This is a genomic window from Shewanella oneidensis MR-1 (assembly GCF_000146165.2).
Taxonomy (GTDB): domain Bacteria; phylum Pseudomonadota; class Gammaproteobacteria; order Enterobacterales; family Shewanellaceae; genus Shewanella; species Shewanella oneidensis.
The window spans coordinates 3,935,180-3,960,844 of record NC_004347.2; the positions used below are offsets into that span (position 1 = coordinate 3,935,180).

General features: G+C 46.0%; 20 protein-coding genes. 9 read left to right on the plus strand and 11 right to left on the minus strand.

Features of this window, described 5'->3' with window-relative positions; genetic code table 11:
• Positions 1–294: 294 nt before the first annotated feature.
• Positions 295–1,902 (plus strand): DEAD/DEAH box helicase, encoded by a 1,608-nt coding sequence (locus SO_RS17630; protein WP_011073558.1) that lies wholly within the window; start codon positions 295–297, stop codon positions 1,900–1,902.
• A 626-nt stretch (positions 1,903–2,528) separates the two neighbouring features.
• On the opposite strand, the gene SO_RS17635 is transcribed toward SO_RS17630, so the two are convergent.
• Positions 2,529–3,584, minus strand: coding sequence for a nucleotidyl transferase AbiEii/AbiGii toxin family protein (locus tag SO_RS17635; RefSeq protein WP_011073559.1), 1,056 nt, complete (start codon positions 3,582–3,584; stop codon positions 2,529–2,531).
• Between the two features lie 2 nt (positions 3,585–3,586).
• Entirely contained in the window at positions 3,587–4,273 is a 687-nt protein-coding gene (locus SO_RS17640) for a DUF6088 family protein (protein WP_011073560.1), read from the minus strand.
• Between the two features lie 848 nt (positions 4,274–5,121).
• On the opposite strand from SO_RS17640, the gene SO_RS17645 reads away from it, so the two are divergent.
• The 4 genes from SO_RS17645 to SO_RS17660 all read left to right on the plus strand — a co-directional run bounded on the left by SO_RS17645 (position 5,122) and on the right by SO_RS17660 (position 9,544).
• Positions 5,122–6,492 carry a cysteine desulfurase gene (locus tag SO_RS17645; protein ID WP_011073561.1) on the plus strand — a complete coding sequence of 457 codons (1,371 nt, stop codon included), beginning with the start codon at positions 5,122–5,124 and terminating at the stop codon, positions 6,490–6,492.
• A 51-nt stretch (positions 6,493–6,543) separates the two neighbouring features.
• A complete protein-coding gene (locus tag SO_RS17650) occupies positions 6,544–6,987 on the plus strand; it encodes a SufE family protein (protein ID WP_011073562.1) in 444 nt (147 codons plus the stop codon).
• Between the two features lie 109 nt (positions 6,988–7,096).
• On the plus strand, positions 7,097–8,287 hold the full coding sequence (locus SO_RS17655) for a dipeptidase (protein ID WP_011073563.1): 1,191 nt from the start codon (positions 7,097–7,099) through the stop codon (positions 8,285–8,287).
• A gap of 84 nt (positions 8,288–8,371) precedes the next feature.
• The gene (locus SO_RS17660; RefSeq protein ID WP_011073564.1) at positions 8,372–9,544 is read left to right on the plus strand and encodes an AAA family ATPase; all 1,173 of its coding nucleotides are present in this window, start codon (positions 8,372–8,374) and stop codon (positions 9,542–9,544) included.
• 3 nt (positions 9,545–9,547) lie between these two features.
• On the opposite strand, the gene SO_RS17665 is transcribed toward SO_RS17660, so the two are convergent.
• Positions 9,548–9,868, minus strand: coding sequence for a cupin domain-containing protein (locus SO_RS17665; RefSeq protein WP_011073565.1), 321 nt, complete (start codon positions 9,866–9,868; stop codon positions 9,548–9,550).
• A 147-nt stretch (positions 9,869–10,015) separates the two neighbouring features.
• Between SO_RS17665 and SO_RS17670 the strand changes: the two genes are divergently transcribed.
• Positions 10,016–12,295 carry a toxin-antitoxin system YwqK family antitoxin gene (locus SO_RS17670; RefSeq protein ID WP_011073566.1) on the plus strand — a complete coding sequence of 760 codons (2,280 nt, stop codon included), beginning with the start codon at positions 10,016–10,018 and terminating at the stop codon, positions 12,293–12,295.
• Between the two features lie 6 nt (positions 12,296–12,301).
• Here the strand turns inward: SO_RS17670 and SO_RS17675 are convergent, their stop codons facing one another.
• The 3 genes from SO_RS17675 to SO_RS17685 all read right to left on the minus strand — a co-directional run bounded on the left by SO_RS17675 (position 12,302) and on the right by SO_RS17685 (position 15,512).
• Positions 12,302–13,054: a CPBP family intramembrane glutamic endopeptidase gene (locus SO_RS17675; protein WP_011073567.1), complete on the minus strand. Its 753-nt coding sequence runs from the start codon at positions 13,052–13,054 to the stop codon at positions 12,302–12,304.
• 25 nt (positions 13,055–13,079) lie between these two features.
• Positions 13,080–13,454, minus strand: a complete 375-nt coding sequence (locus SO_RS17680; protein ID WP_011073568.1) for a PH domain-containing protein — start codon at positions 13,452–13,454, stop codon at positions 13,080–13,082.
• Between the two features lie 141 nt (positions 13,455–13,595).
• Positions 13,596–15,512 (minus strand): peptidase U32 family protein, encoded by a 1,917-nt coding sequence (locus SO_RS17685; RefSeq protein ID WP_011073569.1) that lies wholly within the window; start codon positions 15,510–15,512, stop codon positions 13,596–13,598.
• A gap of 187 nt (positions 15,513–15,699) precedes the next feature.
• On the opposite strand from SO_RS17685, the gene rluA reads away from it, so the two are divergent.
• From rluA to SO_RS17700, 3 genes are all read left to right on the plus strand, one after another.
• On the plus strand, positions 15,700–16,377 hold the full coding sequence (rluA, locus tag SO_RS17690; protein WP_011073570.1) for a bifunctional tRNA pseudouridine(32) synthase/23S rRNA pseudouridine(746) synthase RluA: 678 nt from the start codon (positions 15,700–15,702) through the stop codon (positions 16,375–16,377).
• A 95-nt stretch (positions 16,378–16,472) separates the two neighbouring features.
• The gene (gene asnC, locus SO_RS17695; protein WP_011073571.1) at positions 16,473–16,934 is read left to right on the plus strand and encodes a transcriptional regulator AsnC; all 462 of its coding nucleotides are present in this window, start codon (positions 16,473–16,475) and stop codon (positions 16,932–16,934) included.
• 207 nt (positions 16,935–17,141) lie between these two features.
• Entirely contained in the window at positions 17,142–20,789 is a 3,648-nt protein-coding gene (locus tag SO_RS17700) for a S8 family serine peptidase (protein WP_011073572.1), read from the plus strand.
• A gap of 104 nt (positions 20,790–20,893) precedes the next feature.
• Here the strand turns inward: SO_RS17700 and SO_RS17705 are convergent, their stop codons facing one another.
• The 5 genes from SO_RS17705 to mpl form a co-directional block, all read right to left on the minus strand.
• Positions 20,894–21,664 carry an ABC transporter permease gene (locus SO_RS17705; RefSeq protein WP_011073573.1) on the minus strand — a complete coding sequence of 257 codons (771 nt, stop codon included), beginning with the start codon at positions 21,662–21,664 and terminating at the stop codon, positions 20,894–20,896.
• Positions 21,661–22,599 carry an ABC transporter ATP-binding protein gene (locus SO_RS17710; RefSeq protein ID WP_011073574.1) on the minus strand — a complete coding sequence of 313 codons (939 nt, stop codon included), beginning with the start codon at positions 22,597–22,599 and terminating at the stop codon, positions 21,661–21,663. The genes SO_RS17705 and SO_RS17710 overlap by 4 nt, the downstream gene beginning before the upstream one ends.
• A 243-nt stretch (positions 22,600–22,842) precedes the next feature.
• Positions 22,843–23,373: a hypoxanthine phosphoribosyltransferase gene (gene hpt, locus SO_RS17715; protein ID WP_011073575.1), complete on the minus strand. Its 531-nt coding sequence runs from the start codon at positions 23,371–23,373 to the stop codon at positions 22,843–22,845.
• A gap of 7 nt (positions 23,374–23,380) precedes the next feature.
• Complete coding sequence (locus SO_RS17720) at positions 23,381–24,040, minus strand: flavin prenyltransferase UbiX (protein WP_011073576.1); 660 nt, start codon at positions 24,038–24,040, stop codon at positions 23,381–23,383.
• Between the two features lies 1 nt (position 24,041).
• Positions 24,042–25,439, minus strand: coding sequence for a UDP-N-acetylmuramate:L-alanyl-gamma-D-glutamyl-meso-diaminopimelate ligase (mpl, locus tag SO_RS17725; protein WP_011073577.1), 1,398 nt, complete (start codon positions 25,437–25,439; stop codon positions 24,042–24,044).
• Positions 25,440–25,665: the final 226 nt, after the last annotated feature.

The following is a 25,665-nucleotide window of genomic DNA, read 5'->3' on the forward strand; positions in this document are numbered from 1 at the left end:
GTTTATGCGCATGTCTCGCCAACACTTTAGCAACCTATTGAGGAGACTTGTTAATTTTACCCCAAGTGAAGTTACTTAGAAGCAATCAAATTAACATAAGCGTGATCTTTCGCCAAATACTGAACAAGATACTGATAGGTCGATAAATTAGCCACAGTGGCATAGGTTTTTTAAGCCTTTATACAACAAAATGCTTTCAGTCGTAGCACTGAGGCCCCTGTTACTGTAAGCTGCACGCCCGCCAATCAGGCTATACCAAAGCAACGATGCGATGTTGCCACAAGAGATCCATTAATGAGTTTTTCCGCCTTAGGTTTATCCGCACCACTTCAAAAAGCTGTGTCCGAACAGGGCTATGACACGCCATCTCCAATCCAAGCTCAGGCTATTCCAGCTGTGCTAACGGGCAAAGACGTCATGGCAGCGGCCCAAACTGGGACAGGAAAAACTGCAGGTTTTACGCTGCCATTACTGGAATTACTCGCTAAAGGCCACAAAGCCAAGTCAGGACAAACCCGCGCCTTAGTCTTAACACCTACGAGGGAACTGGCGGCACAAGTTGGCGAAAGTGTTGAAACCTATGGTAAATATCTACCGCTGCGTTCCGCTGTAGTATTTGGTGGTGTACCCATCAACCCACAAATCAATAAATTACGCCATGGTGTTGATGTGCTAGTTGCCACACCTGGGCGACTATTAGATCTTGTGCAGCAAAATGCGGTGAAGTTTAATCAACTCGAAATCTTAGTGCTCGACGAAGCGGACCGTATGTTGGATATGGGCTTTATCCGCGATATCAAAAAGATCCTTGCACTCTTGCCCGCAAAGCGACAAAACCTGATGTTTTCTGCCACCTTCTCCGATGAGATCCGTGAGCTTGCAAAAGGATTAGTTAATCATCCGGTTGAGATTTCCGTCACGCCGCGCAATGCAGCTGCAACCACGGTTAAGCAATGGATTTGTCCCGTCGATAAAACGCAAAAATCAGCCTTGCTGATCCAACTCATCAAGCAGGAAAACTGGCAGCAAGTGTTAGTGTTTTCACGCACCAAACATGGCGCGAATCGGCTCGCTAAGAGCCTTATCCAAGCCGAGATCAGTGCTGCTGCAATCCACGGTAATAAAAGCCAAGGTGCCCGTACTAAAGCCCTCGCCGACTTTAAAAGCGGTGAAGTTCGCGTATTGGTTGCGACCGATATTGCCGCTCGCGGTTTAGATATCGATCAATTACCACAGGTCGTAAACTTCGATTTACCTAACGTGCCTGAAGATTATGTGCATCGCATTGGCCGTACAGGGCGTGCTGGCGCCACAGGCCAAGCCGTTTCCTTAGTCAGCAGCGAAGAAATTAAACTGCTTAAAGATATTGAGCGATTAATTAATCGCGTGCTCGAGCGCCAAGAAGTTGAAGGTTTTAGCCCTGTACATGCATTGCCAGAGACAACACTCAATCCCCAAGGCAAAGATACCAAAGTTAAAGCCGTGGCAAATCATCGTAAGCACCGCAGCGCAGGAAAACCTGCACCACGGTCTGGTTCTGGCCGTGATACGCAAGGCAATCGAGAAAACAGCCAGAGGCAGAACAGCGCATCATCTCGCAACAGCAATGAACATAATAATACCGAGGCAGCAGTTGCGCGCTCGCCAAAACCAAAAAGTAAGCATCCTCAGCGCGATGGCGGCACCGCTAACAGTGCAACGGCGGGGAACAATGCTAAAGCGAAACCGCATTCAGGTGCACAGCAACGTAGCCATGCAGAACGAAGCGAAAAATCAAACAATGATGGACGCCGCCAAGAGCAACCCAAAGGCCGCAATCCGCAAAGTGCAAAACCTGCTTCGAATCAGCCGAAACAGCACTCACATCGCGCCGATAACCGCCCGAATAGTGTCAAGCCTTAATCGCGTTAAGTCATAGTCGCGTTAAGCTTTAGCCAGTTATCCTAAAATGCACAATAAAAATGCCCAGAGCCTAAGCGCTGGGCATTTTTATTTTGCTAAACAAATTGATAGCGATAGTACTAAATCCCTAGACAGGGAATCTTATACCCAAAAGCAAAATGACTTAGTCGTCAGATGTGCTGGATGAATTGGTCATTGTTTCCCCAGTGACATGCCACCTATTTATTTAACAAGAGTTGTCCACAGAGGCTTGCGGCATCTGCTGCATATGGCTCTTGATTACAAGAATCGAATGTCGCGATCACATGGCCGATGATGTTCCTAGCATCATAGTGGCATTTCCCATATCCCTATGAGTCAGATGTGAAAAAGCGGCCGTACCGCCAACGGTCACTGTTGCAACAATGGCAATTCTAACTATCCTCTAGCGGTTCGTTCAGCTAAAAAGATATTGCCCCAAAACTTGTTGTTAGCTCATCACCTGGCATCTTCAGCAAGGTTGAAGATGCCCTAAATTTTCTCATGATTTTCGGTAAGACATGGAGTTGTTACAACTATGAACCCGCTACAAGAGCGGGTTTTCTGTATACATATTTAAAGATAAATATAATCTCGTAGATAAGAGGTTATTGGTCAATACTTCCCGAATCGGCATGCGACTCCAGATAGTAAAAGGTGTTGATATATGTCTCGAAATTTCGTATTTCTTCCAGCAGACTATTAAAGGTGTAGGGCAACTGGCTATTGGGGAACATGTCGGCCATAGTTTCCCAATCTGTTCGATAATGATCGAGCATATCAGAAGACGTTGGGCAGAGTTGCAAAGGACCAATACGTGCCGAATTGCATTGTTCTAGATTGGTACGATAGTGAATATCGCAAAACTCAACGTGGTCAAGCAGCAACTGCTTATTCTTGCACCAAGTGTTGTCACGCTGATGCAGCGTCAAAATATCGTAGAGGTGTCGGGCATATTTAGGCCTTGGTGTGCCATTTAATAGGTTGCAGTGGACACCAAACATTTTTTCTACCAAGGTGCGTTCAGGGTTGAGAGCTAGTACAGAAAATTTCTGCTCTTCAAAGTCAGAGATGTATTCGCCTAATATATGTGTGATGTCGATATTTCCGACCGGATTATTCTGTGAAAGACTACCCGTTTCAAGCAACACCCTCCGCTGCACTGCATTCCCTTCCTCCAACACCGTAGGGTAATGGACACCGAGATGGAGTGGCTCATTCTGTTCTATTTCGACCTCAATCCTTGAGTCAAGAGCTTTGAGTGACTTTGTTAGCGGTTGAATTAGCTCGTCTAAAACAAACTGTCTTGCCACGGTGTCAATAGCCGTTGCTTCCGCCCTCATTATTTTTCGAGATCGGATGGGTTCACGGACGACTTCTTGGCATCCTAGCAAGTCCATTGAAAATGAAAGGTCAATGTCTTCCGACATTCGGTTTATCAGTTTATGGCACTTTGACAGAGAGGTACCGCCTTTAAACACAAACGGGATCTGGCTTCGCGCCGTAAGTTTAGGCGCTATGTCTACATAAAGAATGTAGAGGATACAGGTGACATAGAAGTCTTTTTCTATGATGTACGCAGGTAATTGTTGAGGATGAGCTTGCTGGGCCGCCAAGAGAGCTTCTCGTCGCCCAGTATCGTCTTCTAGAAAAAAAGGATTCACTTTTAGTCCTTGTGAATAGCTTTGGTTTGAAAGAATTCCTTTGCCCAATTCATAGACGGTGGTAATGCGGAAATGAATTTCGCTTGCGATGCTAAATCGAATTCCTGTTGGAACTTGTGGATTAATTTGTTGGCATACAGTGACGTGGCTGATTTATCCAAGTACGTTAGCGCACTCCACATCAGCAATGCTGTGTGTTTTACCTCTTTATCTGCCACTGTAAAATTATTAATAAAGTGCTGCAAAGTCTCTTTGTACTCAAATTTCACTGATTTTTGAGTCAATTGAGCACGAGTTCTGACAGACACGTAGTAACTAGATACCATAGGCAATTGGGTATCTAAGCCTAATTGGTTGACAGCCGCAGCACCGGCAGGAACTACAGTCGCCTTTTTGGTCTTGGTTACTACCTTAACAATCTCGGACGTTTCCAGAGGCAGAGGCCCAAACCTTGACACTTTTGGTCGATAATAAGTGCCATTCGCCAGACGCGCGACTTTCTTGTCTGTAGCCATACGTTGGAGGGCTTTACTAGCGACTTGTCGATCAGCGTTGGACAGGGAATATTTAGAGGCAACTTGCTCTAAAGTGAATGGCTTACCCAAATGGAGATGATTAACATAGTGCTTTACCAACTCCGATATTTTTGGGGTCTCTGATACCTTAGATGCTACAGTTTTGATGTTCATGGAGTCACCTTACTGCTACAGGAAAATTCGTAGATCATAGTATAAATATGCCATGTTTTGTCCAATTGCGCCAGTTGATATTAGGCTATTTTCCCCGAGGTCTTTATCCAAAGTTGACTGCCAGATTTAGGCAAAACACTTTAAAGACCTACTAGTTCAGACCTGCTCTCAAAGTTTCCCACTTTTGCTACGCCTGTAGTCAATTATCTTAAACAACAAAGCTGACTTTTTTGTTTTTCATAAATTCAGATTATCCAAAATGGATGGATTTGAGCATCGATTCTAACAAACTTTTGTCCCAAAGCGTGCTGAGTAAGGTTATTAAGTCTACAGGCTACGACAATGCTAAACAGGTGAGCCATGGTGATTAGCGAGACGACAGTCCGCCCCACGGCCGCTCTTTGGCATCCATGCCATCGCGGCATTTGTGAATCCATTCACATCAGACGGGGCGGCCCTGCATCCAAGGAAGGACTTGAACAACATCAGTGTTTAACGGCCATTTCGCCATCCATGGCTCTCGTTCGTAAACTCAGAAACCCTAGGTTTCTATTCACCGTGTCGTTGAGCAAATATCATGGATCGCCCTTAAATATGGACTGCATTTAATAACCAAGCAGTGATATTAGCCTTTCAATATTTAACGCTCTTCTGTCCAAAAGTGCGTTTCAATCATTATTGTATAACAACAACTCACTGGCTTTGCCGTTTCAAAGGCGCGATTGAGCACCAACGCACTCAGACTCACAACGTGGCGTGGTAACTGCGACTCATCCCCTGCGAAAACTTGCATTCACCGAAGAGATAACAGAAGATCCAACAGCCTTTTTATTGCGTTAAGCCCGTAGATGACACACACAGCCTCAACCAACACCACATTGCCCAACGCCGAACTTGCGCCACAGGATATTGGCTCACAGAGCACTGCACCAGAGAGCATTGCATCAAACTATTTTGCATCGGAGAGGGTTGTGCCTGAATCGAGCACATTGCCAAGGCAGGCGTTTGATCTCAATAGTCAAATACGTTCGCAATTTCCGACATTAACGCAAATGTTGGGCGATTATCCCCTGTGTTATCTTGATACCGCGGCCACCAGCCAAAAGCCGCAGTGCGTGTTGGATGCAATGGCGCAGTATTACCTACACGACAATGCCAATGTGCACCGCGCGGCGCACCAGTTGTCGGCGCGAGCCACCTCAAGTTACGAGAATGTGCGCGATCAATTACAGTTATTTATCAATGCCAAACGCCGTGAAGAAATCATTTTCACCCACGGTACCACTGAGTCCATCAACTTAGTCGCGTTTGGCTTAACACCCCAACTCAAATCTGGCGATCTGATTTTGATCGACAGCGCCGCCCACCACGCCAACATTGTTCCGTGGCAGGAATTGGCCAAACGCACGGGCGCTATCATTAAACCTATTCCGCTGACTCAAGATTGCCGACTTGATCTTAATGCCTACCAAGCCTTGCTCGAACTGAAACCCAAGGTTGTCGCCCTGTGCCATGTATCCAACGCCTTAGGTACAGTAAATCCGGTAGTGGAGTTAGTTCGCCAAGCAAAAGCCCAAGGGGCGCTCACCTTAGTCGATGGCGCGCAGGCCGTGGCGCACTTAAGCGTTGATATGGCCGCCATCGATTGTGATTTTTATGTGTTTTCAGGCCACAAGATGTACGGCCCAACCGGTATTGGCGTGCTTTATGGCCGTTTCGAGATACTCGATACCCTCACCCCGCTGCTTACGGGCGGCGAAATGATCAAACGCGTCAGTTTTGATGGCACCGAATTTGGCAGTTTGCCTAATCGCTTAGAGGCTGGCACACCGCCGATTAGTGCAGTGATCGGCCTTGGCGCCGCTATCCGCTTTTTACAACTAAGCCTTACCCTCGAGGTTAAGGCCCATGAAGCAGAGCTGCTTCAGTATTTGCAAAACCAACTGCGCGCCCTTGGCGATGTGCATCTGTATGGTGCCCATAGCGATAATATCGGCGCAATCGCTTTTAACCTTGCCGATGAACATCATCAGGATGTGGGCATTTTATTAGATCAACAAGGCGTTGCAGTTCGCTGCGGCCATCACTGCGCCATGCCCTTAATGCAAACCCTTAACCTTAAAGGCTGCTGTCGCGCCTCGATTGGTATCTACACCAATAAAACCGACATCGACCGCTTTATTGCCGCCTTGGCCTCAGTTAAAGAATTGCTACTCTAAGGTTTATCCTTAAAGCCATCAGCAAAACAAATAAAAAGAGGATAGTTCCCCATGACATTGCCAATCATGCCCCCCGCAGCCGAGTTTGCTTATCAGGTTGAGGATGCAGCGACATTACTAGCACGGTTTGAGCAGGCACCAAACTGGCAGGAAAGATATCGCCAAATCATGTTACTAGGTAAAACCTTACCGACTTTAGCGGATGCGTTTCGCCTTGAGTCTGCTCAAGTGAAAGGCTGCGAGAGTGATGCCTGGCTGTACCATATTGAGCAAGGCGGTAAACATTATTATCTGGCCGACAGCGATACACGCATTGTTAAAGGCTTAATCGGCTTACTGCTCAGCGCCTGCCATGGTAAAACACAAGACCAGATACTCGCCTTTGAGCCTACGACGTACTTCAAACACTTGGGGCTTGAAGGACAATTAAGTCCTTCGCGCACCAACGGCTTACATGCCTTAGCCAAGGCGATGATTGAAGCTGTAAAACCTTAAAGTAAGCGGCTTAACAAACCGTAAAAGAGGGATTTAATCAAAGACTTCTACACCTTAACAGGGTATAAAGAGGTAAAAATGAGCTTAATCTAAAGGAGAGTGCACGCCCATGAAGGCTATCAATCACCGTCGCCGAACTCTGCTCAAAGGACTCAGTGCAGTTACTGGATTGAGCGCCGCCAGTGCATTAAGCCCTTTTGCCAGTTTCTCTAGTCTTGCCGCGCCGCTCCCGCCACGTGCCCGGCGCTTATATATCGATGGATTATCCTTTTTGCCCGATGATTTAGCCGATGTTCGCGCCTCAGGTCTTGATGCCTTTTTGTGCGATATATCAGCCATTGAGACCATTGAACAAGCCGATGGCACTGTAAACTACAAGCGCACCTACAAAGCCTGCATGGAAAGCATCCAACAAGCCGCCAAACGGGTGAGTGAGCATCCGGATATCCTTTTACAAGGCTTAACAGGACGCGATATACAGCTTGCAAGGGAGAACAATCGCACTGCGGTTTTCTTTCAAATTCAAGGTGCTGATTGCGTTGAAGAAGATAGCGATGCTAACCAATGGGCGCGCGTTGATGCGTTTCATCGCCAAGGCCTATGCGCACTGCAGCTCACCCACCATTATGGCAATACCTTTGCGGGCGGCGCGCTAGATAACGATGCCAATGGCGGGCTCAATAAACCGCTGACTAATCATGGTCGAGCGCTTATCGCAAAACTCAACCAAGCCAATATATTAATTGATGTTAGCCACTCAAGCGCCCAGACCGCTTTAGATGTGGCGAAACTGAGCCGCGCACCCATAGTTCAAAGCCATGGCGCGGCACGCGGGATCGTCAAGCATGCCCGTTGTAGCCCAGATGAAGTGATCCGTGCCATTGCTAATTCAGGCGGTGTTTTTGGTGTCTTTATGATGAGCTTTTGGCTCACCAATAAGGCCATCCCAACGGTCAATGACTATATTCGCCAGTTAGAATATGTTGCACGCATTGGCGGGGTCGATTGCGTTGCCATCGCCAACGATTTTCCGCTGCGAGGCCAAGAGAACTTATTAGCTCTCAATAACGACAACACTCAAGGTGTTAAGGAATATCAGGATTGGTGGTACAGCCTAAGGGCCAAAAAAGTATTAGGCTTTGATGCCGAGCCAAGGCATGTGGTGATCCCAGAGTTAAACCATATAGAACGCATGAGTCGAATTGACGACGCCTTAGCCAAGGCTCGATTTAAATCGACCGACCGTGATCGCTTTATGGGTGGAAACTGGCACCGAGTGTTAAATCAAGTATTAATCTAAACCCCATCACCGAATAACAGATGCTTGGATGACTAATCCCAAGACGGCTTATTCGAGGATGGTGGGAAACCTAACTGGACAGCCATGCTAACCACACTTGCCATCTCTAACTACCGCACCTTAAGGGAAATCGTCTTACCTCTGGGCCGGCTTAATGTCGTCACTGGTGCTAACGGTAGTGGCAAATCTAATTTATACAAAGCATTACGTCTATTAGCGCAAACGGCGCAGGGTGGAGTGGTGAATGCGTTGGCACTGGAGGGCGGCCTAGATTCCTGTTTTTGGGCAGGGCCTGAGAATCTGACCAAGGGCATGTTAGCAGGTGATACACCCATCGAAGCGACGGTAAGGCAAGCGCCAAAACGCCTAAAGCTAGGGTTTGCAGGGGAAGATTTTAGTTATCTGATTGAACTCGGCCTACCAAAACCCGATTCAACCACCCTCTTTGGCTTAGATCCCCAAATCAAACGAGAGGCAATTTGGAATGGTGCGAAATACCGTCCAGCAAGCGTCTTAGTCGAGCGCCGTGGCCCTATGGTGAAAAGTCGCAGTCAAGATGGCCAAGGCTGGATAACCCTAAGCGCACACCTGCAAAGCAGTGACAGTATTTTTACCGAACTTGCCGATCCAGAACGCAGCCCTGAAGTGTTAAAACTAAGGGATAGCATTCGTGCTTGGCGTTTTTATGATCATTTTAGAACCGATACCGATGCTCCGGCCCGCCGCCCTCAACTTGGCACTGCAACACCCGTGCTACACCATGATGGTCGGGATCTTCCCTCTGCCATACAAACTATTTTTGAAATTGGCGATAAGAGCGCTTTTGACCATGCGGTGAGTGATGCCTTTCCGGGAGCCAAGGTTCGTATCACGCCTCAAGCGGGCGGGATCCTACAACTTGAATTTCAGCAGCAAGGTTTATTAAGACCCCTGTATGCGAGCGAGCTATCCGATGGCACACTGAGATATTTACTGTTAATTGCTGCCCTGCTGACACCAAGACCACCAGAACTCATGGTGTTAAATGAACCCGAAACGAGCCTGCATCCCGATTTATTACCCGCATTGGCGAGACTTATCGCTAAGGCGTCCGAGGTATGCCAATTATGGGTAGTGTCACACGCCAATCGATTAATCAATGCCTTAAATCAGTTTGAAGAATGTAATACCTTGGCTTTGGATAAAACCTTAGGACAAACCCAAATCTTAGGTCAGGATTTGCTCAACACACCCAGTTGGCTATGGCAAAACCGCTAGCGCTTACGCATCGTAAAAGACGGCGAGCCACAGGGTTTCACCCTCTAAACAAGTCGAAGCAACGCGATGTTTTTCATGGGGCGCTATGGTGAGATAATCCCCAGGTTTAAGCGTTAACAACCTACCTTGCTCAAATTCGAGTTGTGCCTCCCCTTTGAGCAACATCACCCATTCATATTGGGTTTGATCGTACCAATCGCCCTCTGGGGTCGAATGGCCTTTGGAGACAATACGTTCGATCTTCACATTGCCATTTCCGGCAAGGGTTTCAAACACTTCTTGTGAAAGATCCTTTGGGAGTGACTGATAAAAATTTTGCAGCATCATGGGTCCCTAACTCGGCTTATGGGCAAGATAATCTATTGAAAAAACTCAGCATAAACCGTTATCATAACCCCATTTAAGGCCAGTAACCTTAAGCAATTTACCAGATAAGACCGTTGTATCATATGGATTTGGAGATGTTGGCCTATGTCGTTGTTGAACGTATTTAAAGCGAAGTTGTTTAATGCCAAAGAAAATCGCGGCGTCCAGCAAGACATTCCACCCCAAACACCTCGGCCGCAAGCTTCTCTCGCCGCCTCTCCGTTCAAACCTTATTTTAGCCTTGGCATCCAAGCGACTCCGGCGCAAGCCAATCGAGTGGATAATCAGGGAGCGATAAATCGATATTATTTTGATAACCCGCAAACCATTGAACTCCTTGGCTGGGAACTTAAGCATGAGTCCTGCATTTTTCACGAGACTCTATTTGACAGCATTGAGGTCAATGGCCCTGAGCAATATTTTTATCTAGGCAAAGATAAAACCTGTAGCCTACTCCGCCAGCACGATGCTGCAGAGCAACCACGCTGGCAAGTGGAACTTCATAATCTGCAAGATTTAGTGATTTGCAATTTTAGTATCGACGCTGCCCATACCGTTCAAGGCGATATGCAAGATTTCTCCAGCCTCACGGGCAAGCTACAGCGTACTTTACATCAAATTCATACCGAGCAAGGGCGCTCGCTGCTGAGGATAATTACCCTATCCCCTAACATCACTCAGGCGGTAGATTGCAATTACTTTGGTGAGCGCAATGGGATCACACGCCAGCTCAATGCCTTAGGTGTACTGCAGTTTGAGGGTAATTTTATTAATGATCAACAACTTGGCCATCAAACTTGGTATGACCATGAAGGAAAAATCAATCAAGTCGAAGAACGTCAGCTCGATGGTATGTTACTCACCTACTACCATAGTAATGGTCAGATAAGGGAAACCGCGGAAAAGGATATCGAAGGCAATTATATCAATCAGTTAAAACGCTATTATGAATCTGGAAATCTGTGGCTGACGCGCCCAATGGTGGCGAATCACATCCACGGAATTGAGTATATGTACTATGAGGATGGCAAGCTGCAAGCCGAATTAACCCATGATACGGGTAAGCCTGTTAACGAACTTTGGTATCATCCCAATGGCAATCTGAAGCAAGAAGTCCACTTCAATCAGGTGGGCAAACGCATTGAAACTTACTATGAAGATGGCCAACTCGCGTGGCGAGTACAACTCAATTCACAAGGGGTAAATGAAGGCCTACGCCAAGAATGGCACCCCAATGGCGTGCTCGCCAAGCAGCTCAATTTTAGTAACGGCATAGCCCATGGTAACAGTGAACAATGGTATCCCAATGGGCAGTTAGAACAGTGCATTCCCTTTGAAAATGGCCATGAGCAGGGCCTTGCCACTTGGTACCATGAAAATGGCCAACTCGCCCTTGAAATCTACCTTGAAAAGGGCTTAAGAGAAGGATTATTTCGCCGTTATTATGAAAGCGGTGTCCTATCTGCCGAAGGCCAATATCAACATAATCTCTCGATCGCGCCCTTTATTGAATACTATGAAAACCAACAAGTTCAAATGTATTTGCCCCACACCCAAGGCAACCGTGATGGCACTGCGCGCTGGTTTTATGAAGACGGCACTATCCGCACTATTACAGAATATGTCGTTCGAGAGGGACTGGGTTATCTCAAACAAAGCAGCACCTACAATAAGCAAGGTATCCTCGAATCCTTTGAGAGCCATTCAAATACCCGCTGCGGCTATAATCTTGAAAATAATCAAAGACAATACTATCAGGAGGGCACTCCAGATACGCGGATAGAATACTATCAAGATGGAACAATTCGTTGGTTGCTGACTCGCCTGGAAGGGGAACGATACAGCTCAAAATCCTTCTCTGAACAAGGCAAACTCATCGAAACGGGTTTTATCATCTATCTCGATGGTAATTACCTTGATGTCGGCCATTGGCAACGCTTTACGCCTCAAGGCAAACTGTATCGCGAAGCGTGGCTCAGCGACGATGGCAAACTCAATGAAAGCCGTCACTATTTTGATGGCGCAGAGGATACACAGGAACAAACTGCGACAGTTCAAGCTGGTGCTGATGAAACTCACTTGAATCTTACAGAGGTGACTTCAACTGGAGCAAGCACCGCAAGCGTGCAGCAAACAGAGCAACCCATCCTCTCCTATCATTTAAAATTTGACCCAGATAGCCAACTTTACGCCATGAAGCGCTATCACCCCAACCGCCAAATCGCCGAGGAGGGCAACTTACACTTCAAAGGAGAAGATCAATTTTGGGTAGGCATTCATAACCAATATGATGAGCAAGGCCGAATCACACTATCAGAAACTTACACTATGAGTGGAGAGGCGATAGAGCACAATACCGAGTCGAGTGCGATTAGATTGAATTAATTTGTTTTATAGAAAACTGGTAATAATTAAATGTGCGATAATATGAGCCAACATCGCACACTCTAAACCTCGCTTCCAGTACAAATAGCCTGCGACAAATCCAAATCCTGCATTGCCGAAAATAATATAAAAAATTAAGGCAGAATTCACCTCTGAAGTAAGCGCAAAAGCAACCGGAAGGTGCCCAATACCAAAGAGAAAAGCAGATATCACAATGGCGAATATATAATTATATGGTTGAATTACAGTCTCTTTGGCTTGTGTTAATCGATAGCAACACCAAGTAATAAAAGACATTAATCCCCATCGGATCAGAATTTCTTCAGTAATGCCGCCATAAACAACCTTCGCATACCACGGCGGGGTTAACTTCTCCCCCGCTTGAATAAAATCTTGAGGCAGGTTGCCAACCACAATCTCCATAAAGCATAAAAGAAATAATCCCCCTAAAACACCACCAATTAAAGCTGGAATAAATTGAGGTTTCAACGCATGGTAAATATTTCCGCCCTCAGCATAAGCCGCAAAGACAGGCGCAAATAAACCCACTTTCCGAGAGAATATAACCCCAATAAATACCATCAATACCAGCATAAATGATGACTGTATTACCATTAGCAAAGTCAACAGATATATCGGAATATCTAGCTGAACAGAATGAGGGCCTAGTAATGTCGAAACAAAAGGAATAATAGAAATAACACCTAAGAAACCGGTGCAAAATAATATTTTACCCAACTGAAATGCTTTTACGTCCATGTGTTTATTTCCTATATTTTTCAAGCTACAGAGCGAAAGTGGCGATAGTCTTTTGGATCCCTACCACATCGGTGCCGCGCTTGAGTTCTTTTACCAGCGGTTCGCTTTGGCCTGAAATCCAAATTTTAAGTTCGGCATCCATATCGAAATGACCTGTGGTTTCCACGGCAAAATGGGTAATGGATTTATAGGGTACAGAGTGATAGGTGGTTTTCTTGCCAGTCAGCCCTTGCTTATCAATTAAGATCAATCGCTTATTGGTAAATACAAACAGATCACGGATCACTTTATAGGCCAGTTTTAATTCTTCCTGAATGCCCATTATTGGGCGTAACTCTTCTGCCAGCTCCTGTAAATTCACCTCAGAAGCATTCCCGAGCAGCCCATCTAATAGTCCCATGTTGATATCCTTTATTATTGAAGTTTTTCAATAAAATATCCTTTCGGTAACCCATAGGCAATAATGAGAAAGCAAAACAGCTAAACAATAAAAAAAAGGGAGCATTGAATACTCAATGATCCCTTTATATCAAGGCCTTAATTAAAGTGCTTTTTGGCCGCGAACCTGGCGGTTTTCACCGACAACAAGCATTTCGCACTTAGGACAATCAAATACTAACTTAAGTACATCGTTACCAATTTCGAGCACCATAGGGTCAGCCTTGATACCTGGTACTTCCTTAGGGCAAAGATTAAAGTTAAATCTCAGACAGTGCTTAGTCACCATCAAAGGCACGTCTTCAGTGACGCCGTTTTTCTCATAGGTATCTTGAATTTCAATCACGCCATGGCGTTGATAAAAATCTTTGGCCTTTTCGTTTGCCACGTTACCTAAGTAACTTAAGTGTTTGAATGGATAGACGGCATCTTGGTTATATTTCCAAGGTTTTGGCCGTTGGTAGCCTTCTATGCGGGCAAGTTCAAGTGCAGCAACCGCATCACGGCGAAGACCATTGAGCGTTGATGCAGGCAGGAACCAAGGCTCGGCAGTTTCAATGCTGATTTGACGAGCAACAAAGTCGGTGCTACCCAATTTTGACAGTTGTGTACGAATAGTCTGTAAGGTTTTTTCAGCATCGGTTGCCGGCGTTTTTTCTACCGCTAACTCAACCGAGGCGCTCAAGCCATACATATCCGTTAAGGTCAGTGCCACACCCGCCGTCGTATCGATTAAGCGCATGTCCACAGCAATAATACGCTTGGCCGACTCTTTAGCTAACAAGGCTTCGAATGCCTGATTATGGTTACGGTATAAGGTCATACCAACACGTAAATCCCGCGGGACTTGTAACACATGCAGCTTATGGCCTTCAGCGCGGTTTACCCGTAAACCTTGCAACTTATCGTCGGACTGCTTTGCCATCGCATAATTGGGTGGAAAATAAGCTAAACCATCACCGTTATTAAATTCGTGGGTTGAACTGACTTGAATAAAGTCCTTACCAATAGCGACCACTTTACCGACATCTTGGCCAATATATTTAGGCGAGCGGAAATCTTTAATCCCTTGGCTACGCTCATGGACAAAGTAGTCGGTACTGCCACGGTTAAAGGTTTTTTCTGGATCTGGGGTAAAAGTATGCTCAGTACGGCCATGGGATGAAGCCACAAACTCTGGGCGACGCGCCATAATAGCATCGAGTTTTTGGCGATAATGAGCAGTCACGTTCTTCACGTAACTTAAATCTTTTAAACGGCCTTCGATTTTGAACGAACGTACGCCAGCATCGATCAGGGCTTCAAGGTTATCGGTTTGATTATTGTCTTTTAATGAAAGTAAGTGCTCATTTTTCGCTAACACATCCCCTTGACGAGTCTTAAGATTACCCGGTAAGCGGCACATTTGCGAACATTCACCGCGGTTAGCACTGCGATTACTAAAGGCATGACTTAAGTTACATAGGCCACTATAAGCAACGCAAAGCGCGCCATGGATAAAGAACTCAATCTGCATATTGGTGTGAGCCGCAACCTCACGAATTTGGCTTAAACCAAGCTCGCGAGCTAACACCACTTGGGAGAATCCCACTTGCTCCAAAAAGGCGACTTTCTCGGGATTACGGTTATCCATTTGGGTACTGGCGTGCAGTGCAATCGGCGGCAGGTTGAGCTGTAAAACCCCCATATCCTGCACAATCAGCGCATCGGCGCCAGCGTTATACACGTCCCAAATCAGTTTTTCAGCCACTGCCAGTTCATCGTCCATCAAAATGGTATTAAGGGCGACAAACACCTGAGCATGGTACTTATGCGCAAAAGTACACAGGCGCGCGATATCCTCCACACTGTTACCCGCCGTCGCACGCGCCCCAAATGCAGGACCACCGATATAAACCGCATCGGCACCATGGCGAATGGCTTCAATACCATAATCGGCATTTTTAGCGGGCGCCAATAACTCTAAACGGTTATTAACGTGAGAAAGTTTCTCAGGTGTGTAAATCTCTGGCTGGCTCATACTTCACTGGCTCAAAATGAACAATAACGAAAAAGGTGACGAGTATAACAAAAACTCAAATCTAGCTCTATCTGCAAATCACTCATCAACCGATTAACCCGTGCTGCTACAGGAAGAAGAGACAACAAACTTGCACCCCAGAGCCGAGCGGAGTATCTTTGCCGCGCATTATTGAATAGGCACGATTATGACTGATTTTATTTACCAACCACCGACAACTCCCTGGCTCGATGTGCTTTACCAAGATAAAGACATTATCGTCGTCAACAAGCCTTCAGGATTATTGTCCGTGCCAGGTCGCGATCCCGCCCATTTCGACAGTGTTTATGCCCGCGTAAAAGCTGAACATCCCCATTGTCAAATCGTGCATCGCCTCGATATGGCAACCTCTGGCGTAATGGTAGTTGCGCTAATCCGCAGCGCCGAGCGTGAATTAAAACGCCAATTTCACGATAGAGAAACCAGTAAAACCTATCTTGCCAGAGTTGCTGGCCACATCAAAAACGATACAGGTAGCGTAGATTATCCGCTGATTTGTGACTGGCCCAATCGCCCAAAACAGAAGGTTGACCACGACATTGGTAAACCATCTTTAACTCACTATGAAGTGTTAAGTCGCGCCAAACGCTCGACTCTGGTTAAGCTAAAGCCGATTACTGGACGCTCACACCAACTCAGAGTACATATGATGGCACTCGGCCATCCTATCCTAGGCGATGGCTTTTACGCCGATCCACTGGCAAAATCCTTAGCGCCACGATTATTACTGCACGCCGCCGAGCTTACCATTAAGCACCCTTATACAGGAGAGCCTATGACATTCAGCGCTGACGCCCCTTTTTGCGAACCAGAAGGTGAGCAATGATCACTAACAATAATTAAAAAGCGCGAAAGCAGTAGCCATTCTCCATAAAAAAACGTAACTTTATGACAATTCATTATGTTATAGAGAGTTTATTTATGGAAACCGCATTTCAGCGTGATCAGCTAGATAACCATATCCTCGAAGCTTTAATGCAAGATGCGCGCACACCCTTTGCCGAACTTGCCAAACGTTTCGGCGTGAGTGCGGGTACCATTCATGTGCGTGTCGAAAAAATGAAGCAGGCAGGGATTATCACCGGTGCCCAAATCACCATCAACCCCAAGGCGCTGGGTTACGATGTGTGCTGCTTTATCGGTATCAACTTAAAAAGTGCCGGCGACTACCCCGCGGCCATCGCCAAACTTAACGCCCTCGAAGAAGTGGTTGAAGCCTACTACACCACTGGCAACTACAGCATTTTTGTCAAAGTCATGTGCCAATCCATTGATGGCCTGCAACATGTCCTCATTAACCGCATTCAATCTATTGATGAAATTCAATCGACTGAAACCCTAATCAGCTTACAAAACCCAATAACAAGGGCGGTAAAGCCTTAAGTCATCAACTGACTAAAAACCAAACAAACAGAACGTTATATTGCAAAAGTATGACTTAAGTCTTTTTTCCATCAAAAGTGTTACCAGCTCGATACTTTTGTGTTACAACTCCATTGCTAGCAGTAAATTGCTAGCATAAAAATAACAATTCAGCTGCAAGTGCAATTGATTTTGTACTACAAGCATTAATTGACAAGGAATGAAGTTGTGAAGACAAAACTATCTCTCGCTATCTCCGCAGCACTGTTAACGAGTGCTGCTGTTGCAGGTACAACAGCTCAGTACAATACAACCAATCAAACAACTGACAAGTATGCAGGCTTAAGCGTTACTAAAAATGATAGTAACGAGCAAAAACAGGCTGTAGCTTGGATGGTAAAACTAAAAGCACCTTCTCTTGCGCAGCAAAGCCAGCTAAAAGGATTTAATAAACAATCAGTAATGAGCCAAATAGAAAGCTCTCAAACCAAGGTAAAAAACGCCATTACCAGCATGGATGCTGATTTAAAAATCGTTGCCACTACTTCAAAATTAGTCAACTCAATCATTGTTGAAGGCAATCATAAACAACTGGTTTCATTACTGAACAATGCTGAAGTAGCGGATATTCTGCCTATCTATGACTACAAGCTTGATGTAGCAGCCAGTGCTGAATATATCAAAGCAAAAGCGGTTATTGATGCGGGTATTGCCTCAGGTAAAGGCCAACGAGTTGCCGTACTCGACACAGGCGTTGACTATACCCACAAAGCCTTAGGTGGCTCAGGATTAGTCGCTGACTATAAAGCTGCCGTCGCCGCAAAAAGCGAAATGCCAAACTGGCCCCAAGGTAAAGTCATTGGTGGCTGGGACTTTGTCAATAATGATCCTAACCCAATTGACGTTACCACAAACCACGGCACCCATGTGAGCCACTCAGTAGTTGGGACGGCGCCTGATGTAGAACTACTTGTATATTCAGTATGTAACTCAGGCTGTTCTGGTATCGCTCAATTAAACGCACTTGAAGCCTCTATGGATCCAAACGGTGATGGAGACATCAGCGATCGCGTCGACACTGTTAACATGTCATTAGGTGGCGACTTTGGTGATGTTGAAGATGGCGCCGTGCAAGTGATGATCAACGAAATGGTGCAACTGGGCGTCAACCTTGTCATCTCCGCAGGTAACGATGGTCCAACACCTTTTGTGGTCGGTGGCCCAAGTACGACTAATAGTGCCCTTTCCGTTGGCGCAATGACGCACCCAACCACAAAAGTTGGCAAAATTGAAGCGTCTATTGCGGGTAATACAGTCACAGCAGTTGGCGCTGGATTTAATAAATCCAATGCATATAGCTTCACTAATACCGTTGCGCCGATTGTTTACCCCGCAGCCAATAAAAATGGCTGCACTGCCTACACAGAAGATTTAACGGGTAAAACCGTTTTAATCGATCGTGGAACTTGTGGATTCGTAGTTAAAGTTCTGAATGCTCAGTTAAAAGGAGCTTCATTTGTTATCGTAGCCAACAACGCAGCCAATGCTGGCGCGTTTGTGATGGGCGGAACCGACGACAAGATCACCATTCCTTCGGTAATGGTTTCTAAGGAAGATGGCGATGCAATCAAAACCGCACTCGCCTCGGGTGATGTCGCATTTAGTATTGCATCGACTGAATTAGGTACTGCTGGAGCCATTGCGACCTTTACCTCAAGAGGCCCATCGATTGGCGGAACCTTAAAACCAGAGATTACCGCTCCTGGTACTGATATCCTCACCGCACACCCAGGATTAGGTGAAGGCTTAACTCCGATCAGCGGAACATCCTTCTCAAGCCCAATTACGGCTGGTGCGGTAAGTATCATTCGTGAAGCATTACCTCATCGCAATGCATTTGAGGTAAAAGCGACCATCATGAACGCTGCAAACCTTGATGTGACGCTTGAGCCAAAAGAGATTAACCCAGATACAGAGCTAGCACCGATTAGCTATATCGGTTCTGGTTTAGTCGACGTAGAAAAAGCCATTAATCTGCCAGTTGCCGCTTGGAATAAAGACACCAAACAAGCTGCGTTAGCCTTTGGCTTATTAGCGCTCAACAAAACCACATCAATCACCAAAACTGTCACCGTTAAAAACTTCTCTGCAACTGAAAAAACTTACACCTTAAAAGTCGATCAACGTTTCCAAAACGATCTTGATTCAGGCGCCTTAAGTTTTGCATTACCCGCCAGTGTCACTATTCCTGCAGGACAAACGATCAATTTTGATGTAACGGCAACGATTGACCCGACAAAATTACCAGAGTGGTCGCTAACATCATCCTATGAACTCGATGGAACGGCAGCGGATGCATCTGCGGCGCTGACACTTTCTGAATATGATGGTGCCATCCAATTTATGGAGGGTGACGTAAAAGCGCTCCATTTGGTGTATCACGTACTACCTAAAGCGGCTGCGGCAATTTCAGTCGAAACTGAAGTCACCGAAGACGGCTTGGTACGAACGCTCACTAACGTTGGCGCGACGTCAATTACCGATCCATTTACAGCCCCATTAATCGCGACAAGCCCTGTAGATCAATCTAAACGTCACGACCTGTTAAATGCTTCTAGTGAGCTATTACTTAGCAGCTCATGTGATACTGGCATTGCAATCTATAACACCTTGCAAATGCGTGACCCTATCATTCATGCATTAGTGGCAAGTTATGATGTAGATTATGACCTCAACAATGACGGTGTCTGGGACTACACAGCAGCAACAGTAAACTTAGACTGGTTTAGCACACGTGACAATCCTTTACCAAGATCTATCTATGGTTTAGTGGCTAAATACGGCACTTCATCAGGCACCTTAGAGCCGGTGTTCCACGTCACAGGTAATAACTTCCTTACCAGTAAAGTGTGTTTAGAAGATATTGGTTTGGCTGAAGCTGACTTAGGTAAAACCATTAAAGTTCGTTACCGTGTTGAAGATAGTGATTGGGCACCGATCCCCTCAGGTGATGAAGACAGTGTTGTAGCTTCACTCGTACTTGATGGATCAGGAACGTCTGCAATGTTGCTGGATGCGAAAGGTAATGAAGTCACTGAACTCAAACCTGGTGAAAGCGCCATTTTAGAAACTAAAGTTGGTAGTAATGCCAAAGGCTTTATGTTCTTGTCTGACTCAGGCTCTATGTCTGTCGTAGCAAACACAACAGATGAAGGCAACTCTGCACCAACGGTAGAAAATTTAACACTGTCAGTGAATAAAGGAACGGCTGCAGGAAGCGTACTAGGTCAACTCAAGGCGACAGACCCAGATATGTTAACGAGCCCATTCTCTGAGTTTGTGACACTCAGCTCTAACAGCAGTATGGTCGTTATCGCTAAAGATGGAACTGTCCGCTTAAGTGATAATGCGGTAATCAATCAACAAAGCAAAACAATAGAAGTTGAAGTGATTGCACTCGACACCATGGGCAACGCATCGACTCCTGCGAAAGTCACTGTGTTGATTAATAATACTAAGCCATCTGTTACACCAACTAATGCAAATGCTACCGAAAATTCATATGTCGCATTACTTGCAAATGGTAAAGATGTTGATGGTGATGAACTCACTTACACATGGACTCAAACATCCGGTCCTTCAGTAAGTTTCGTCAACGGCAAAGATAGAATCGGGTTTACCGCACCCGCTGGTGAAAACGTTTACACCTTTACCGTTGTCGCCTCTGATGGGGTTGATAATAGTAATGTTGGCACATCTACTGTCACGGTAAAAACAGCGAAGTCTAACAACGGTGGCGGCACATCTGGTGGTGCTCTTGGCTGGTTAACTGCATTGTTATTACCTCTGGCAGCATTACGTCGTCGTATGAAGTAATAATTTGATTTCATAAAAAAGGGAGTCTAAATGACTCCCTTTTTTATGATAGGAATTTTATCACACAGTAAAACTAGCCATGCTCTTAAGTCCTGTTTTATAAACTACGAACGCAGTCCTATCCCTCTGGAAATAAGATAGTAAGCAACGCCCCAGAGTGCAGCACAAAAACCCACCATAATTCCGATTGAAAGGGGCACACTGATATCGGCGAAGCCTAAAAAGCCGTAGCGGAACACGTTGATCATATAGACCACGGGATTCAGCGCCGATACGCCTTGCCAAAAAGCCGGCAATAAAGACAGAGAATAAAATACCCCGCCAAGGTAGGTTAATGGCGTGAGCACAAACGTCGGGATGATACTGATATCATCGAAACTCTTGGCAAATACCGCGTTAATTAATCCACCTAAGGAGAATAACACTGAGGTTAAAAATACCGTCATGACGACAAGACCAGCATGGTGCAAACTAATATCGACAAAGAACATGGCCACCAGTGTCACGATTAACCCAACGCACAAGCCCCGCGCGACACCACCGCCCACGTAACCTGCAATCATCACATAGTGAGGCACGGGCGCGACCATTAACTCCTCAAGATTGCGCTGGAATTTGGCACTATAAAAAGAGCTCGCCACATTCGAATAGGAGTTAGTAATCACCGACATCATAATAAGACCCGGTGCAATAAACTCCATATAGGACACACCGCCCATTTCCCCAATACGACTGCCAACCAAGTTACCAAAAATAAGGAAATACAAGGTCATAGTGATTGCTGGCGGCACCAAGGTTTGGACCCAAATCCGTGTAAAACGATTAATTTCCTTGGTTAATATGCTTTTGAAGGCAATAAAATACAGCTGTTTCATGCCTTAGCTCCTTGGGTTTTCTTCACTAACTCGACAAACAATTCTTCTAACCGATTCGACTTATTTCGCATCGACAACACTTCCACATTCGCCGCGGTTAATTGGGTAAACACATCGTTGAGATTATGCTCCTTCGCCACATCGACTTCTAAGGTATGCGGGTCAGTTAAACGGCACACCATGCCATCGAGTGTTGGCGCGACATAAATATCGCGGCGCAGGTCAAGAATAAAGGTTTCAAGATTCAGTTTACTCAGCAATGCTTTCATGCTCGTGCATTCCACCAGCACACCTTTATCAATAATGCCGATATTGCGGCACAGCATTTCAGCTTCTTCAAGGTAATGGGTGGTCAGGATGATCGTCACACCCTGCTGATTGATCTGCTTGAGAAATTCCCACATTGAGCGGCGCAGCTCAATATCGACCCCCGCAGTTGGCTCATCTAAAATCAATAATTTAGGTTCATGCATTAGGGCACGAGCGATCATTAACCGCCGCTTCATCCCACCCGACAAGGTGCGAGACTGACTATTACGTTTCTCCCACAAATCCAACTGAGTTAAGTATTTTTGCGCACGCTCAAGGGCTACAGCTTTGGGGACGCCATAATAGCCCGCCTGATTCACCACAATTTGCAGCACAGTTTCAAACTGGTTGAAGTTAAACTCCTGCGGCACTAAGCCAATACACAGCTTGGCTTCTTCGAGCTGCTTATCAATATCAAAATCAAACACTTTGACTGAGCCAGCGGTTTTCTGCACCAAGGAGCTGATAATACCGATAGTGGTCGATTTACCTGCGCCGTTAGGACCTAATAGGGCGAAAAAGTCTCCCTGCTCAACGGTAAGGCTAATACCCTTTACCGCTTCGACACCGCCTTTATAGGTTTTTTTAAGCCCCTCGAGTACTAAAGCATGGGCATGATTGGCCATAGTGCTATCTGCTCCTTAAAGAATGAATAACTAATAAGATGGTGCCGAAAACAATAAATGCAATACGCCAGGTTATATCAATACAAAATCCATCACTAATCGATTGAATCTATGATGATTAATTTATTAAAAATGGCTAATAAACAACAATCGAGTTATCAACAAAACGGTGTAGCATTAAAGATAACGCACAAAACAAAACTCCCGCCTTGGCGGGAGTTTGAATCATCAAAAACAACTGAATTATTCGAGTGGTACAACTTTGGCGATATAAGGCAAGTTGCGATATTGCTCAGCATAATCGATGCCGTAACCCACAATAAACTCGTCTGGAATGGTAAAGCCGATAAAATCAACTTTAACATCCACTTCACGGCGCTCAGGTTTATCCAGCAGAGTACATAAAGCTAAACTCTTAGGCTCACGTAATAGTAGCATTTCGCGTACTTTGTTTAAGGTGTTACCAGAGTCAATTAAGTCTTCCACAATCAGCACATCGCGGTCCGCGATATCCGATTGCACATCTTTCAGCACTTTCACATCCCGTGAGCTGGTCATAGCATTGCCATAGCTTGAAACCGACATAAAATCGATTTCAACATGGCCTTTAATGCGGCGGCATAGATCAGCCATAAATACGACAGAGCCTTTTAATAATCCCACCATCAGCAAACGCTCGCTGTTGGCATAGTGGGCATTGATTTGCTCGGCCATTTGATCCAATTTTTTGCTGATCTCTTCGGCGGAGATCATCACTTCGGTGGTGTGTTTCATATCAGTCTCAATTGTCGATGTCATTGGGGGAGTGTTTGTCATAACCCCAACGACTCGTTAATGCATGGTCAACGCCCAAATGATCGAGGATTCGAGCGACCATGAAGTCTATCAGATCTTCAACCGATTTGGGATTGTGATAAAAGCCTGGCGCCGCCGGCATAATAGTGGCGCCTAGGCGCGATAGGTTGAGCATATGCTCTAAGTGTATGGCGTTAAATGGCGTTTCCCGCGGAACCAAGATAAGCTGACCGCGCTCTTTTAGCACCACATCTGCCGCGCGCTCGAGCAAATTATTGCTCATTCCCGTCGCGACCGCAGCAAGCGTCCCCGTCGAGCAAGGGCAAATCACCATTTGTTTAGGTGCAGCACTGCCAGAGGCTGGCGGTGAAAACCACTCATCCTTGCCTAATACCACTAGCTCACCAGATAAGGGGATATTCTTCTGTGCCAGTACATCGAGTAATTGTGCCTTGGCTTTATCGCTATTAGCACTAAGCTGTAGGCCATGTTCAGTGGCCAGTACCACCCGAGCGGCACTGGAGATCATTAAAAACACTTGGTAGCCCGAAGCCAATAAGCATTCTAATAACTTCAAACCATAGGGCGCGCCCGAAGCGCCTGTCCACGCGAGGCTAATCGCCTTCGATGATTTGGCATAGGCCATATCAGTGTGCCTGCTCTACAAGCTGTGGGCTGACTGCTAATGCCGCCAACAGTTTTTTATGTAACCCGCCAAAGCCACCGTTACTCATCACCACGATAGTGTCACCCGGCTTTGCCGAAGCGGCTACCTTAGCCACAACATCATCAATTTGATGCAATACAGTCACAGGGATAACCGCTGCTTCCATCGCCTCTTTCATATTCCAATCGATAGTATCGGCTTGATATAAAAAGGCTTCGTCTGCTTGCAACATTGAATGAGCTAGCGTGTCCTTGTGTACACCACTCTTCATGGTGTTTGAGCGCGGCTCTAATACGATAGTGATTTTGGTCTGCCCGACTTTAGCACGCATACCTTTAATGGTCGTTGCAATCGCGGTGGGGTGATGGGCAAAGTCATCGTAAACGCTAACGCCATTCACTGTGTCCAATAACTCTAGGCGACGTTTCGGTGGTACAAATCGCGCCAATGCATCGATCGCCGCACTCGGCGCAACCCCAACATGGCGCGCCGCCGCGATCGCCATCACAGCGTTTTCGATATTGTGCTGACCAATCAGCGCCCAATCGAGCACACCTTGGGATTGGCCATCGAAAAACACTTCAAACTCGTGGCAATCGTCACTTAGCGCCTTAGCATGCCAGCCCTTGGTCACCTCTGATGAGTGGTAAGTCTCCTGCTCGCTCCAGCAGCCCATGTCAATGGTTTGCTTTACCGCGTGGGAGTCGGCGGGCCAAATCACTTTGCCTTGACCAGGGACTGTACGGATCTGGTGGTGGAACTGTTTTTGAATCGCTGCTAAATCAGCAAAAATATCGGCATGGTCAAACTCGAGGTTGTTAATTACCAAGGTACGTGGATGATAATGCACAAATTTAGAACGCTTATCGAAGAAGGCGCTGTCGTATTCATCGGCTTCAACCACAAAAAATGCCGACTCACCTAAACGGGCCGACACGCCAAAGTTTTGCGGTACGCCGCCAATCAAGAAACCGGGCTGATAACCACAATCCTCTAAAATCCAAGCGAGCATACTGGAGGTGGAGGTTTTTCCATGGGTGCCAGAAACGGCTAATACCCAACGTTCAGGCAGAATATGATCGACTAAAAATTGGGGGCCAGAGGTGTAAGGTATCCCAAGATTTAATACGGCCTCAACACAAGGATTACCACGGCTCATGGCATTACCAATCACCACGATATCGGGATAACTACCTGCGTCACCTAATTGGCTCGGGTCAAAACCTTGAATAAGTTCAATACCTTGCTCTTCAAGCTGCGTACTCATAGGTGGATAGACGTTGGCATCCGAGCCTGTCACTCTGTGCCCTTTTGCCCTAGCCAAGAGTGCAAGACCACCCATGAAGGTTCCACAAATTCCTAAAATATGTACGTGCATACCGCTCGCTCTGATGTTTTTGAATTCAAGGCTATTCTAATCCATCGCACCACAGATTGGCAGGTTAGGATCTCGGAAAAGCCACTTACTCGACAAAGATCCTGATAGACAAAGGGATTTTTACAATTTACCGAAATTTAATTAACAAAATTGTGTCACAACTCTGTTTTATCCATACAAGTTGGCTTAAAGCTTAGCGTGTTGCCCTCTGTGGCGATTGAAGAGA

Excerpts from the sequence above, each read along its gene's own strand:
- SO_RS17720 (WP_011073576.1), bottom strand. The coding sequence starts at position 24,040 with ATGGCCTATGCCAAATCATCGAAGGCGATTAGCCTCGCGTGGACAGGC.
- SO_RS17665 (WP_011073565.1), bottom strand. The coding sequence starts at position 9,868 with ATGCTGCAAAATTTTTATCAGTCACTCCCAAAGGATCTTTCACAAGAA.
- SO_RS17675 (WP_011073567.1), bottom strand. The coding sequence starts at position 13,054 with ATGGACGTAAAAGCATTTCAGTTGGGTAAAATATTATTTTGCACCGGT.
- SO_RS17645 (WP_011073561.1), top strand. The coding sequence starts at position 5,122 with ATGACACACACAGCCTCAACCAACACCACATTGCCCAACGCCGAACTT.
- SO_RS17710 (WP_011073574.1), bottom strand. The coding sequence starts at position 22,599 with ATGGCCAATCATGCCCATGCTTTAGTACTCGAGGGGCTTAAAAAAACC.
- SO_RS17670 (WP_011073566.1), top strand. The coding sequence starts at position 10,016 with ATGTCGTTGTTGAACGTATTTAAAGCGAAGTTGTTTAATGCCAAAGAA.
- hpt (WP_011073575.1), bottom strand. The coding sequence starts at position 23,373 with ATGAAACACACCACCGAAGTGATGATCTCCGCCGAAGAGATCAGCAAA.
- SO_RS17630 (WP_011073558.1), top strand. The coding sequence starts at position 295 with ATGAGTTTTTCCGCCTTAGGTTTATCCGCACCACTTCAAAAAGCTGTG.
- rluA (WP_011073570.1), top strand. The coding sequence starts at position 15,700 with ATGACTGATTTTATTTACCAACCACCGACAACTCCCTGGCTCGATGTG.
- SO_RS17705 (WP_011073573.1), bottom strand. The coding sequence starts at position 21,664 with ATGAAACAGCTGTATTTTATTGCCTTCAAAAGCATATTAACCAAGGAA.
- asnC (WP_011073571.1), top strand. The coding sequence starts at position 16,473 with ATGGAAACCGCATTTCAGCGTGATCAGCTAGATAACCATATCCTCGAA.
- SO_RS17680 (WP_011073568.1), bottom strand. The coding sequence starts at position 13,454 with ATGGGACTATTAGATGGGCTGCTCGGGAATGCTTCTGAGGTGAATTTA.
- mpl (WP_011073577.1), bottom strand. The coding sequence starts at position 25,439 with ATGCACGTACATATTTTAGGAATTTGTGGAACCTTCATGGGTGGTCTT.
- SO_RS17660 (WP_011073564.1), top strand. The coding sequence starts at position 8,372 with ATGCTAACCACACTTGCCATCTCTAACTACCGCACCTTAAGGGAAATC.
- SO_RS17640 (WP_011073560.1), bottom strand. The coding sequence starts at position 4,273 with ATGAACATCAAAACTGTAGCATCTAAGGTATCAGAGACCCCAAAAATA.
- SO_RS17685 (WP_011073569.1), bottom strand. The coding sequence starts at position 15,512 with ATGAGCCAGCCAGAGATTTACACACCTGAGAAACTTTCTCACGTTAAT.
- SO_RS17650 (WP_011073562.1), top strand. The coding sequence starts at position 6,544 with ATGACATTGCCAATCATGCCCCCCGCAGCCGAGTTTGCTTATCAGGTT.
- SO_RS17655 (WP_011073563.1), top strand. The coding sequence starts at position 7,097 with ATGAAGGCTATCAATCACCGTCGCCGAACTCTGCTCAAAGGACTCAGT.